This is a genomic window from Neisseria musculi, assembly GCF_014297595.2.
Lineage (GTDB): Bacteria > Pseudomonadota > Gammaproteobacteria > Burkholderiales > Neisseriaceae > Neisseria > Neisseria musculi.
Genome location: NZ_CP060414.2, coordinates 1865704 through 1878474, shown reverse-complemented (window position 1 = coordinate 1878474; position 12771 = coordinate 1865704). Strand labels below are relative to the sequence as shown.

The following is a 12771-nucleotide window of genomic DNA, read 5'->3' as shown; positions in this document are numbered from 1 at the left end:
CCAAGGCAACGGAGCAGCCGGAACGGCAATAGAGCCGTGGTGTGTCGCCTGCTTAAAGTTTGCCGGTTTGTTGTGCTGTTTGTGTGTATTGTCATCTGTGCAGGCTGATTGCTTGATATTGATTTGAGTGGATTGGCCGGCTGCCCTGCCTTCGGCTCTACTACCTTACCCCATTCTGTGTGGTTTCATGAAAAACACCCGCACGGTTTGTGCCGTACGGGTGTTTGAATAGTGCCACTCTATATTTTCAGACGGCCTTACATCATGCCCATGCCGCCCATACCGCCCATGCCGCCCATATCGGGTGCGGCAGGTTTGTCTTCGGGGGTTTCGGCAATCATGCAGTCGGTAGTCAGCATCAGGCCGGCAATAGAAGCGGCGTGTTGCAGCGCCGAACGGGTAACTTTGGCAGGATCCAGCACGCCCATCTCCAGCATATCGCCGTAGGTGTCGTTGCCGGCGTTGTAGCCGTAGTTGCCTTTGCCTTCCAGCACTTTGTTCACCACCACGCTCGGCTCGCCGCCGGCGTTTTTCACGATTTGACGCAGCGGGGATTCTACAGCGCGCAATACGATTTGAACACCTGCGTCTTGGTCGGTATTGGAAGTTTCCACTTTAGACAAGGCCGCACGGGCACGCAGCAGTGCTACGCCGCCGCCGGCTACAATGCCTTCTTCCACTGCGGCACGGGTTGCGTGCAGAGCATCATCAACGCGGTCTTTTTTCTCTTTCATTTCCACTTCGGTAGCCGCGCCCACTTTAATCACAGCCACGCCGCCGGCCAGTTTGGCCACACGCTCTTGCAGTTTTTCTTTGTCGTAATCGCTGGTAGCGGTTTCGATCTGCTGGCGGATTTCGGCCACCCGGCCTTCAATCAGAGCGGCATCGCCGAAGCCGTCGATAATGGTGGTGTTTTCTTTGCCGATTTCGATGCGCTTGGCTTGGCCCAAGTCTTCCAACGTGGCTTTCTCCAAAGACAGGCCGACTTCTTCGGCAATCACGGTGCCGCCGGTGAGAATGGCGATGTCTTGCAGCATGGCTTTGCGGCGGTCGCCGAAGCCGGGGGCTTTAACGGCTACGGTTTTCAGAATACCGCGCAGGTTGTTTACCACCAAGGTGGCCAATGCTTCGCCTTCCACGTCTTCGGCAATAATCAGCAGCGGGCGGCTGGTTTTGGCAATCTGCTCCAAAACAGGCAGCAGGTCGCGTATGTTGCTGATTTTTTTGTCGAACAGCAATACGAAAGGGTTGTCGAGGGCAGCGATTTGTTTCTCGGGCTCGGTGATGAAGTAGGGGGAGAGGTAGCCGCGGTCAAACTGCATACCTTCTACGACATCAAGCTCGTTTTCGAGAGATTTGCCGTCTTCAACGGTAATCACACCCTCTTTGCCCACTTTTTCCATGGCTTCGGCGATAATGGCACCCACCTGCTCGTCAGAGTTGGCGGAAATAGAGCCTACCTGGGCGATTTCTTTTGAAGTGTCGCATGGTTTGGAAATGTTTTTCAGCTCTTCCACCAAAGCGGTAACGGCTTTGTCGATACCGCGTTTCAGGTCGGTGGGATTCATGCCTGCAGTAACGTATTTCATGCCTTCGGCTACGATGGCCTGCGCCAAAACAGTGGCGGTGGTGGTGCCGTCACCGGCTACATCATTGGTTTTGGAGGCGACTTCTTTCACCATTTGCGCGCCCATGTTTTCAAATTTGTCTTTCAGTTCGACTTCTTTGGCCACGGTTACGCCGTCTTTGGTGATGTGCGGGCCGCCGAAGGCGCGGTCGAGCACAACGTTGCGGCCTTTGGGGCCTAAGGTTACTTTTACTGCATCGGCCAATACATTTACGCCTTTAATCATTTTTTGGCGGACTTCATTGCCGAACTGTACGTCTTTTGCTGCCATAATCTAATACTCCGTTAATTAATTAAAATAGGCTGTTACCGGCCGTTTGAAAAATGTTTTCAGACGGCCTTTTGTCTTTTATTCGACAATGCCGAAGATATCTTCTTCGCGCATCACCAACAGCTCTTCGCCATCGGCTTTCACGGTTTGGCCGCTGTATTTGCCGAAGATGATTCTGTCGCCGACTTTTACATCGAGCGGACGGCGGTTGCCGTCGCGGCCGATTTTGCCGGCACCGACGGCGATAACTTCTCCCATATCGGGTTTTTCAGCGGCTGCACCCGGCAAAACGATGCCTGATGCGGTTTTTTCTTCAGCTTCCAAGCGTTTGACGACTACACGGTCGTGCAGGGGGCGGATAGTCATGTATATGCTCCAAATAGATAATAAAAACAAATGCCTGAATATAAGGCTGTTGAGAAAAAAATACGGCGCGCCGAGATTGTGCGCAGTATTTTGCTTTGAACGGAAGGCAAAATAGGGCTGCGTGCGGTAAATTCAAGCCCTTAAAGCGGTATTTTGTTAAAAATATTTTTCAGACGGCCGTCTGAAGGTAACGGGCAGGGCTTTATTTCTAAAAAGCGGCTTGCCATCGAAATAAAACCGCTTTCACTGCGGCAGGAATATGTAGTGGATCCGCTTTGATTTTCGGTATGTAATCAGTAAGCCGCAGGCACCGGGGGCAGTACGGCAAGGCACAGCAGTGCTGTAACGGAAATGAAGCGGATCCACTTACTATCAGTGTTGGAAAAGGTTGGGTTGTTTATACTTTTTATACCATACCGCTTTTGTTTTCGCTGAAATGATGGTTGTGATTTTTGAGTATGCTTGAGAGCCGGGCAGATTTGCTCTATCTTTCTGCATTTTTGATCGCGCTCAAAGATTCCAAAAATAGGTTTTAAGCAACAACGAAAAGTGTAAACAACGCGGGGAGCTTCTTGGTTTTAAGTCAATAAGGTAGGAATATCATCGGTGTGGTGTGCAATCAGTGCACCGGCTTTTTCCATATTGTAGATGGCCTGGCGTTCTTCTTTTGTGTTCAGGCTGCGGCAGGCGTCCAAATTGACGATTACGCGCCATTTGCCATACCAGCAAAGCTGCAGCACGGTGGCCTGTACGCAATATTCGGTTGCCAAGCCGCCGACAATCAAGGTTTCGGCATTGCGGCTGGTCAGCCATTCTATCAGGCCGGTGCTGATATTTTCTGCCATATCGTGAAAGCAGGCACCGAAAGTATGGGTGTGGCTTTCCAACCCGATATGCACTAAAAAATGGTAGTTGTCGGGCAGGGGCAGGCCGGGAAGGCTTTCATAACCTTTGGTACCCAAAACTGCGTGGCTCACCCAGTCTCCGGCCATTTCCATCGGCAGATAGTGCTCCTGGCTTTCAGTTTGCCATGGTTCGTGGGGGCTGTGCGCGTCTTTGGTTAAAACCCGGTAGTGCGCCCAAGCGGCTTGGCGGTTGAGATGGGGAACAATAGATAGCGCATCCGGTACGGGAAGCTCGTTCGGGCAGAGCTCTGAAAATGTTTTCTGGGGATGTATATCAATGGCAACAATACTCATAGTAAACACCTATTTTGGAGAAAAGAGAATTCCACGCTGTGTGGTATTTATCATAATTTGCATCGTTTTTATTCTTGAAGAATTTGATTCTTTTAAAGAAGTAAAAAAACTTTGCAGTTATTTAAAATCTTACCTATATTGGATATTCGGTTTATATTACAGATAATCGGTAGTTTAGGCAAAATATTTGCGGTAAGCAGATGTTTTGAGGAGTGATTGTGCATTCTGTAAGCAACAATGCCGGTTTTATTTTTAGAAAAAATAGCTGCTTACCTTAAAGTAACACTCTTTTTTTACAAAAAACTTGCACCGTATGGGTGATTCTGTTTTAATACATACTTTCTCAGGTACGGCCAGATAGCTCAGTTGGTAGAGCAACGGACTGAAAATCCGTGTGTCGGCGGTTCGATCCCGCCTCTGGCCACCATTTACCGCAATCATGCGGTTATTTTTTTATCTGTTGCTTTTACGCTGAATAAATATAAAATTGAATGTATTTGAATACAGGCCGGGTAGGTTTACCCGGCCTGTTCGCTTATAATGATATTGTTTTTGCCGGAATAGTTTTATCAGGTATGAAACAACATTGCGGGTTTATGTCGTGCGGAAAATCATCATTGATGCCGTATAATGAATGACATATTTAATAATAATGGCAATTGCCTGTATATCAGGCAGTCAGGCAGGAATAACAACATGAGCGTCGGTATATTAAGAGTATTGGTGCAAAGCCAAATCGTTGATGCAGCACAAGTCGAACGGTATCAAAGCGTATTGAAAAGCAATAAGTCCATCCTTCCTCTGTTGTTTGAAGAAGGTGTGATTACGCCCAAAGCGTTGGGGGAGTTGCTGGCGAGGGTGTTTAGTTATCCGTTGTTGGATCTGCGTTATTATCCGCGCAGCAATATCCTTTCAGATGTGCTTTCAGAAGAGCAGATGCTGCAAAACCGCTGTATTCCGATTTTTCAGCGGGGGAGAAAAGTTTATTTCGCGGTGTCTGATCCTACCCGAATTCAGAGTTTTCAAAAAATTGCTTTCGCTTCCGGTATATCGGTTGATTTAGTTGTGGTGTGCGATGATCAACTGAACACCCTGCTTGAGTGGCTGGGTCAGCGCTCGACTTCTATCTTGAACGAAATGAGCAAGGAGCATGACGCCTCCACTCCTGCCCAGGCGCTGTATATCGATAATGAAGAGGCGGAAGATGGGCCGATTCCCCGCTTTATCCATAAAACACTTTCAGATGCATTGAATGCCGGTGCGTCCGATATCCATTTCGAGTTTTACGAACAGATGGCGAGGGTGCGTTTCCGCGTGGACGGCCAGCTGCGCGAAGTGGTGCAGCCGCCTGTGGCTGTGCGCGGCCAGTTGGCATCGCGTATCAAAGTGATGGCACGTTTGGATATTTCAGAAAAACGTGTGCCGCAAGACGGCCGTATTCAAATTGCTTTTCACAAGCACGGCCGCCCGATTGACTTCCGTGTCAGTACGCTGCCTACCCTGTTTGGCGAAAAAGTAGTGATGCGTATTTTGAATTCGGATGCGGGGGCGCTCAATATCGATCAGCTCGGTTTCGAGCCTTTTCAAAAAGAGATGCTGCTTGAAGCCATTCACCGCCCATATGGAATGGTGCTGGTAACAGGCCCTACCGGATCAGGTAAAACAGTGTCGCTTTATACCTGCTTGAATATTTTGAATACCGAGAGTGTGAATATTGCCACTGCGGAAGACCCGGCCGAGATTAATCTGCCGGGCATCAACCAAGTAAACGTAAATGATAAACAGGGACTTACTTTTGCGGCAGCGCTGAAGTCTTTCCTGCGCCAAGACCCGGATATCATTATGGTGGGCGAGATTCGTGACTTGGAAACAGCGGATATTGCCATTAAGGCCGCACAAACCGGGCATATGGTGTTTTCTACTCTGCATACCAACAATGCACCGGCCACTTTGTCGCGTATGTTGAATATGGGGGTGGCTCCTTTCAATATTGCCAGTTCGGTCAGCCTGATCATGGCGCAACGCTTATTGCGCCGCTTATGCCAGGCCTGCAAGGCGCCGATGGAACGCCCGCCTGTATCGGCTTTGAAAAAAGCGGGTTTTACAGACGAAGATTTGGCTAAAGACTGGGTAATGTATCGTGCAGTAGGGTGTGATAGCTGCCGTGGAAAAGGCTATAAAGGCCGTGCCGGTGTTTATGAGGTAATGCCGATTACCGAAGAAATGCAGCGGGTGATTATGAATAACGGCACCGAAGTGGATATTATGAATATGGCTTATAAAGAAGGTATGGTGGATTTGCGCCGTTCCGGTTTGTTAAAAGTAATGCAGGGGATAACTTCTTTAGAAGAAGTTTTAGCTCACACCAACGATTGATGATTTTAAGAAACTGTCATCAATCAATCTTATATCAACTTTGCAATTTTGTTGTGCAATCAGTTTTGATATCTGCTGTTCGTATCAGAATACGGGATAAATTGATTGCTTGACAGTCTCTAAAAAAACAGTTTGATTATTTTAAGGGGTAAAACATGACCAAAAGCAGTATAGGCAGCCGCTCGGCCAAAAAAGACAAGGGCGTGCGTTTTTCTTTTGAGGGCAGAAATATAGACACCGAGCAAATGGTGCGTGGTGAGGTGGTGGCCAAAAACGAAGAAGAGGCGCGTAAAAAGCTCCAGCGGCGCGGTATTAAACCGCTACGCGTAAGCAAGGTTAAAGCGGTGCGTAAAAAGCGGATCACTCAGGAAGACATTACCGTATTCACCCGTCAGCTTGCTACTATGATGAAAGCCGGCCTGCCGTTGATGCAGGCATTTGAAATCGTGGCGCGCGGCCATTCCAACCCTTCTATGACGCAGATGTTGATGCAGGTGCGTGCAGATGTGGAGCAGGGTAGCGCATTGGGCAAGGCATTTTCTAAACATCCTAAATATTTCGACCGTTTTTATTGCAATCTGATTGCCGCAGGTGAGGCGGGCGGCGTGCTTGAGTCGTTGTTGGACAAGTTGGCGGTATATAAAGAAAAAACCCAAGCCATCAAAAAGAAAGTAAAAAGCGCGCTTACTTACCCGATTGCTATTGTGGTGGTAGCTGTCGTGCTGGTGTTTATCATGATGGTGTTTGTGTTGCCGGAGTTCGGCAAGGTGTATAGCAGTATGGGTGCAGAACTACCCGGATTAACCCAAATCGTGATGAATATATCGAATTTGATGGTGAAGTATGCCTGGGTGATTGTGGTTGGTGCCATTGTTGCCGGCTTCGGTCTGTATCAATGGTATAAAAGATCACCAATGTTGCAAAAACGGGTTGATGCGGCTTTACTCAGGCTGCCGATCTTCGGCGATATTGTGCGCAAAGCCACGATTGCACGCTGGGCGCGCACCACAGCCACATTGTTTACTGCCGGCGTGCCTTTAGTAGAGGTGCTGGACTCGGTGTCCGGGGCAGCCGGCAATATTCTTTATGAAGAGGCCACTCAAGATATTCGTGCCAAAGTTACCCAAGGCTTGTCGCTGACCTCCAGTATGCAGGGCACCGATATGTTTCCCAATATGGTGTTACAGATGGCCGCTATTGGAGAAGAATCCGGTTCGTTAGACGATATGTTGAACAAAGCCGCCGAATTCTATGAAGATGAAGTGGACAATGCCGTTGCACAGCTCTCATCATTGATGGAGCCGGTTATCATGGTGGTGCTTGGGTCGATTATCGGCGTTATTCTCGTGGCTATGTATCTGCCCCTGTTTAACTTGGGTAACGTGGTGGGCTGAGATGTTGGCATTTCTTCACGGGCTGGCACCCTTTGCGGTGCCTTTGGCTGCTTTGACCGGCTTATTGACAGGCAGTTTTTTAAACGTAGTGATTTACCGTGTGCCGGTGATGATGGAGCGCGGATGGACGGTATTTGCCAAAGAACACCTGGGTTTGGAACTGACGGCGGCAGAGCAGCAGCCCTTTAATTTGATTAAACCGGACTCCCGTTGTCCGAAATGTTATACACCGGTTAAGCCGTGGCAGAATATTCCGGTGGTCAGTTACTTACTGTTGGGCGGTAAATGCGGGAGCTGCAAAGCCCCGATCAGCAAGCGTTATCCTTTGGTAGAGTTGCTGACCGGTATATTGTTTGCTGCTGTAACGTGCCAATACGGGTGGAGCATGGTTACTTTGGGCGGTTTGATCTTGACCGCCCTGTTGATTGCGTTAGCCTTTATCGATGCCGACACACAATATCTGCCCGACCAATTAACTCTGCCGCTGATATGGCTAGGTTTGCTGTTCAACTTGGACGGCACGTTCGTACCGCTTGCTTCAGCCGTACTCGGCGCAGTCTGCGGATATATGAGCCTGTGGATGTTGTGTTATATTTACAAACTGCTAACCGGTAAAATCGGCATGGGCGGTGGTGATCTCAAGCTGCTGGCAGCGCTGGGCGCATGGTTGGGAGCAGGCGTATTGCCGGTATTGGTATTTATAGCCGCCCTGATCGGGATAGTTGCCGCGTTGGTGATGCGGGTGGCGAAAGGCCGGCCGTTTGCGTTCGGCCCCAGTTTGGCTGTAGCAGGGTGGTTGGTTTTTATTGCAAACGACAAAATCAGTGCCGCAGTGAGATGGTGGCTGGGTGTTTCCGGGTTTTAAAATGCTGCACAATATCGTATGAAGCCCTATCTTGAAAAAAAGAGGCGGCAATTGCATGAAAGGATGCCGGCAGGCAGAGAAAACCCAAACGGTTAGGAGGCCTTTGAAGCATGGTATGTTGGGTAGGATTGACCGGAGGAATCGGCAGCGGTAAATCACAAGCCGCTGCCGAATTTGTCCGCTTGGGGGTGCCGGTGATTGATGCAGATGCGGTCAGCCGCAGTTTAACGGCCGATAGCGGTGCAGCTTTACCCGAAATACGGAAAGCACTCGGCAACCAACTGTTTGATGCGGAAGGCCGTCTGAAACGTGCCGCGTTGCGGGATATGGTTTTCAGACGGCCTCAGGCCAAACAGATTTTAGAAAACATCATGCACCCCCTGATTTTGGCGGAAATCCGGCAGCGGCAAAGTGTAGTCGGACAGGTTTACGGAGTGGTTGATATTCCTCTCTTAATAGAGCGGCCCGTATTTTTCGGGCTGACCGAGCGTATTTTGGTGGTGGATGTTTCGGAAACGACCCAAGTCGGGCGCGTATATAGCCGCAGCGGGCTCGAAACCGAAGAAATCAAACGCATCATGGCCTCGCAGGCCCGCCGCAGAGACCGTTTGTTGGCTGCCGATGATGTTTTATCCAACGAAGGCACGTTGGCGGAGCTGGCAGGCAAGGTGCGGCGCCTGCACCACTATTACCTGGCTCTTTTTTCCTGTTTTACGGGAGCAAACCCATGATTCGTTTCGAGCACCCGCTTTCCGAGCGGGTACGCAGTTTTTTACGTATCGAACACTTGTTCAGGCGTTTTCATACAGAAAGCCTGAGGCAGGAAAACAGCCCGTGGCCGCATCATTTGGCACTGTTCACCTTGTTTGAAATTATGGAATGTGCAGGCCGGGCGGAGTTGAAACTGGATATTTTGCAGGAGTTGGAGCGGCAAAAGCAGTTTGCGGCAGTCGGCCGGATTGGAGGAGGGCAGACCGCTTTATCGGCACAGCTGCATGCGGTGGCCGAAAATTTGCAGGGAATCAAACAGAAATTCGGCCAGCATTTACGTGAAAACGATTGGCTGATGGCTATTAAGCAGCGTATGTCGGTGGCCGGCGGCACCAGTCCGTTTGATTTGCCGGCCTATTATTTTTGGCAGCAACAGCCATACGCGCACCGCTTGGCCGATTTGCAGAAATGGGCGGCCACTTTGCTGCCTACCCAAGAAGCAGTCGGTATGCTGCTGTCTATTTTGCGGGGCAATGCTGTTACGGTTGACTGCGTGGCACAGAAAGGCAGTTATCAAAGCAGCAGTTTGACGCAAAGCATCCATATGTTAATCATCGAAGTGGGCATGCAGCATCAGGTGCTGCCTGAAATTTCGGCCAATAAATACGTTACCCATATCCGTTTTTTGGAGGCTTCGCAGGAGTATGCACGGGGCAGGCCGGCAGCCGAAGATGTACCGTTTAAGCTGATGATGTGCAGTTTCGACCCGACCTAGAGAATGTGTATGGCTCAAAAAAATGTTTGGGTGAAATGCCCGACTTGCCGCAGGGCAAACGAATGGTCTGCCGACAACCCTTTCCGCCCGTTTTGCAGCGAACGCTGCCGGTTGATTGATTTAGGTGCTTGGGTAAATGAGGATTACACGGTGGAGACGGGGGAGGAAGAATGGCTGTCCGGGGCAGAATTGAATCACAGGCATTGAGCCATGTTTGGTTTTCGGTTGTTTCCCGCAGCCGTTAAAAGAGATTTGGCCGGTGCGCTGTGAAAACAAAAAACGGAAGGGCATGGGAAGAGGGTTTTTTGCCGGATTTGCTTAGGCCGTCTGAAACAGCGGGTTGCCGTCATTTGGGCATAAGTGGATACGGAAAAATAAAATTTGGTTATGCTTTGAGATTTTGTATAGCGCTCTCTGAAAATGTTTGTTTCCGTTGGGCCTGGTGATGTCGGTGAAAATAAACCGGGAAGCAGGCCGCAGATGTGATCAATTAAACAGATGTTATAAGTAGTGAGCCTGGATATTTTCAGTATCGGGCAGCAAGCTGCAAACAGCAAACAGTATGCGGAGTGTGGTAACAACCGTAACGGTATAGTGCAAAGCGGGTCAAAGCCCCATTATTTTAAAGCGGGCGGGCTGTGGTATGGTAGGGCGCAGCAGTAGGCGGTAGTGGGTATCCATTTCACTGTATAACGCAATCAAACAATCCGGGAGGCCGTCTGAACAGTTTCAGACGGCCTCCCGGATTGTTTCATGTGGCGGATTGTTGCAGAGTTTTATGTCAAGAGTTTTATGTCAAACAGCCTGTTCGGTCAGTTGTTCCACCACCCGGCCCAAGGCTTTTTGCCAGTCGGAAGGCTCGATACCCGATTCGGTTCGGATTCTGCTGCAATCGAGCACGCTGTATGGCGGGCGCGGGGCGGGAGTGGGGTAGGCTTCGGTGTTGATGGCGCGGAGCACAGGCGTTTTGAAAGCCGGGTTGTGATCGGCCGTCTGAAAAATACGCTCGGCAAATTCATACCAGCTTACCGGCTTATCGCCGCAAAAATGATAGATGCCGCGCGGAACGGCAGGGCTGCGGAGCATATCGATGACAGCCTGCGCCAAATCGCCGGCGTAGGTGGGATTGCCGATTTGGTCGTTGACCACCGAAAGTTCGCTGCGCTCTGCGGCCAGGCGCAACATAGTTTTGACGAAATTATTGCCGTATTCGCTGAATACCCATGCGGTGCGCAGAATCAGGCTGTCGGGGTGGGCGGCCAGCGCCAGCAGCTCGCCCGCCAGCTTGGATTTGCCGTACACGCCGGCCGGGTCGGGCAGCGAGGCTTCGGTGTAGGGTGTTTTACCGAGCCCGTTAAATACATAATCGGTGGAGATGTGGATAAAGCGGGCTTTCACTGTGCGGGCGGCGGCGGCCAGATTGTGCACGGCGGTGCCGTTTACCGTGAATGCCTTTTCGCGTTCGCTTTCGGCCTTATCCACAGCGGTGTAGGCGGCAGCGTTTACGATGGCATCGGGCTGGAAGCTGCGCGCCATATTCAGCACGGCGGCGGCATCGGTGATGTCGAGCGTGGCCGAATCGGCTGCAATCACCTCCCAATCTTCGGGCAGACGGTCTTTGAAACAGCGGCCGAGTTGGCCTTTGGAGCCGGTAAGCAGAATTCTCATTTAAACAGTTCCTCCAGGGTTTTGCCTTGTTGGTCTTTGGCGGAGAGCAGCGGGTTGCGCAGCGGCCATTCGATGCCGATATCGGGGTCGTTCCAAATCAGGCAGCCTTCGGCTTTGGGGTTATAGAAATCGGTGCATTTGTATTCAAAATCGGCGCTGTCGCTCAACACGGCGAAACCGTGGGCGAGGCCGGGGGGGATCCAAAATTGGGTTTTGTTGTCTTCGTTGAGCATCACGCCCGCCCATTTGCCGAAAGTGGGCGAATCGGGGCGGATATCGACAGCCACATCGAACACTTCGCCGCGTACGCAGCGCACCAGTTTGCCTTGCGGGTTTTCGGTTTGGAAGTGCAGGCCGCGCAACACGCCTTTTTGCGAACGCGAGTGGTTGTCCTGCACGAAATCGGCTTCAATGCCGAGCATTTCGCGGTAGCGGTTTTTTTCAAAGGTTTCGAGAAAAAAACCGCGCTCGTCGCCGAACACTTTGGGTTGGATGATTTTTACGTCCAAAATAGCGGTATCGATAATCTGCATATCAATTCCTATCGAAAAAAGTTGGTTTTTCAGACGGCCTGCCTGTATGCGGCGGCCGGCCGTCTGAACAAAAAGCCGGTTTCAGGCCCTGCGGCCGCTGTCGAGCAGCTTTTGCAGATAGCGGCCGTAGCCGGTTTTGGCCAGGGGCTTGATGCACTCTGCCAATTCTCCGGCAGAGAGCCAGCCTTTGCCGAAAGCGATTTCTTCAAGGCAGGCGATTTTCAGGCCCTGGCGGTTTTCGATGGTGTGCACGAAATGGGCGGCTTCGAGCAGGCTCTCGTGGGTGCCGGTGTCTAGCCAGGCGAAACCGCGCCCGAGCAGCTCGACATTCAGACGGCCTTGGGCAAGATACGTTTGGTTGATGTCGGTGATTTCCAGTTCGCCGCGCGGGGAGGGCTTGATTTGTTTGGCGATTTGAACCACATCGTTGTCGTAGAAATACAGGCCGGTAACGGCATAGTTGGATTTGGGTCGGGCGGGTTTTTCTTCGATGGAAACGGCTTTGAAGTTTTCGTCAAACGCCACCACGCCGAAACGTTCGGGGTCGGCCACCTGATAGCCGAATACGGTGGCGCCGGTTTCGCGCGAGGCCGCTGCCGTGAGTTTGTTGCTGAAATGTTCGCCGAAATAGATATTGTCGCCCAACACCAAACACACGCGGTCGCTGCCGATAAACTGTGCGCCGATGATGAAGGCCTGCGCCAAGCCGTCCGGGCTGGGCTGTACGGCATAGCTGATGTGGATGCCGAAGCTGCTGCCGTTGCCGAGCAGGCGTTGGTAGCCCTGCATATCATCGGGGGTGGAAATGACCAGGATGTCACGGATGCCTGCCAGCATCAAAACCGAGAGCGGGTAATAAATCATGGGCTTGTCGTAAACGGGTAACAACTGTTTCGACACGCCCCGGGTGATGGGGTAGAGGCGGGTGCCGGAGCCGCCGGCCAAAATAATGCCTTTCATGCTGTTCCTTTTCTTTTTGTTATTGT

13 protein-coding genes and 1 tRNA gene are annotated in these 12771 nt (G+C 51.0%); 8 read left to right on the top strand and 6 right to left on the bottom strand.

What is annotated here, in order from left to right; translation table 11 throughout:
• Positions 1 to 257: 257 nt before the first annotated feature.
• Positions 258 to 1898 carry a chaperonin GroEL gene (gene groL, locus H7A79_RS09910; RefSeq protein WP_187000131.1) on the bottom strand — a complete coding sequence of 547 codons (1641 nt, stop codon included), beginning with the start codon at positions 1896 to 1898 and terminating at the stop codon, positions 258 to 260.
• Positions 1899 to 1976: 78 nt separating this feature from the next.
• Positions 1977 to 2264 (bottom strand): co-chaperone GroES, encoded by a 288-nt coding sequence (groES, locus tag H7A79_RS09905; RefSeq protein ID WP_135034425.1) that lies wholly within the window; start codon positions 2262 to 2264, stop codon positions 1977 to 1979.
• 153 nt (positions 2265 to 2417) lie between these two features.
• Between groES and H7A79_RS09900 the strand changes: the two genes are divergently transcribed.
• Positions 2418 to 2543, top strand: a complete 126-nt coding sequence (locus tag H7A79_RS09900) for a hypothetical protein (RefSeq protein ID WP_255518792.1) — start codon at positions 2418 to 2420, stop codon at positions 2541 to 2543.
• 299 nt (positions 2544 to 2842) lie between these two features.
• Here the strand turns inward: H7A79_RS09900 and H7A79_RS09895 are convergent, their stop codons facing one another.
• Entirely contained in the window at positions 2843 to 3463 is a 621-nt protein-coding gene (locus H7A79_RS09895; RefSeq protein ID WP_135034424.1) for an isochorismatase family protein, read from the bottom strand.
• A 351-nt stretch (positions 3464 to 3814) separates the two neighbouring features.
• Here H7A79_RS09895 and H7A79_RS09890 point away from each other — a divergent pair.
• The 7 genes from H7A79_RS09890 (at position 3815) to H7A79_RS09860 (ending at position 9791) form a co-directional block, all read left to right on the top strand.
• Positions 3815 to 3890 (top strand) — tRNA-Phe (locus H7A79_RS09890).
• Positions 3891 to 4159: 269 nt separating this feature from the next.
• The gene (pilB, locus tag H7A79_RS09885) at positions 4160 to 5839 is read left to right on the top strand and encodes a type IV-A pilus assembly ATPase PilB (protein ID WP_135034423.1); all 1680 of its coding nucleotides are present in this window, start codon (positions 4160 to 4162) and stop codon (positions 5837 to 5839) included.
• A 155-nt stretch (positions 5840 to 5994) separates the two neighbouring features.
• On the top strand, positions 5995 to 7233 hold the full coding sequence (locus H7A79_RS09880; RefSeq protein WP_135034422.1) for a type II secretion system F family protein: 1239 nt from the start codon (positions 5995 to 5997) through the stop codon (positions 7231 to 7233).
• A gap of 1 nt (position 7234) precedes the next feature.
• Positions 7235 to 8098, top strand: coding sequence for a prepilin peptidase (locus tag H7A79_RS09875; protein WP_187000130.1), 864 nt, complete (start codon positions 7235 to 7237; stop codon positions 8096 to 8098).
• A 110-nt stretch (positions 8099 to 8208) separates the two neighbouring features.
• Positions 8209 to 8829: a dephospho-CoA kinase gene (gene coaE, locus H7A79_RS09870; protein WP_187000129.1), complete on the top strand. Its 621-nt coding sequence runs from the start codon at positions 8209 to 8211 to the stop codon at positions 8827 to 8829.
• Entirely contained in the window at positions 8826 to 9584 is a 759-nt protein-coding gene (zapD, locus tag H7A79_RS09865) for a cell division protein ZapD (RefSeq protein ID WP_135034419.1), read from the top strand. Before coaE ends, zapD begins: the two co-directional genes overlap by 4 nt.
• 9 nt (positions 9585 to 9593) lie before the next feature.
• The gene (locus H7A79_RS09860; protein ID WP_187000128.1) at positions 9594 to 9791 is read left to right on the top strand and encodes a DNA gyrase inhibitor YacG; all 198 of its coding nucleotides are present in this window, start codon (positions 9594 to 9596) and stop codon (positions 9789 to 9791) included.
• 588 nt (positions 9792 to 10379) lie between these two features.
• Here the strand turns inward: H7A79_RS09860 and rfbD are convergent.
• The 3 genes from rfbD to rfbA all read right to left on the bottom strand — a co-directional run bounded on the left by rfbD (position 10380) and on the right by rfbA (position 12745).
• Positions 10380 to 11252: a dTDP-4-dehydrorhamnose reductase gene (gene rfbD / locus H7A79_RS09855; protein WP_187000127.1), complete on the bottom strand. Its 873-nt coding sequence runs from the start codon at positions 11250 to 11252 to the stop codon at positions 10380 to 10382.
• Positions 11249 to 11785 carry a dTDP-4-dehydrorhamnose 3,5-epimerase gene (gene rfbC, locus H7A79_RS09850; protein WP_135034416.1) on the bottom strand — a complete coding sequence of 179 codons (537 nt, stop codon included), beginning with the start codon at positions 11783 to 11785 and terminating at the stop codon, positions 11249 to 11251. The genes rfbD and rfbC overlap by 4 nt, the downstream gene beginning before the upstream one ends.
• A gap of 81 nt (positions 11786 to 11866) precedes the next feature.
• Positions 11867 to 12745: a glucose-1-phosphate thymidylyltransferase RfbA gene (rfbA, locus tag H7A79_RS09845; protein WP_135034415.1), complete on the bottom strand. Its 879-nt coding sequence runs from the start codon at positions 12743 to 12745 to the stop codon at positions 11867 to 11869.
• Positions 12746 to 12771: the final 26 nt, after the last annotated feature.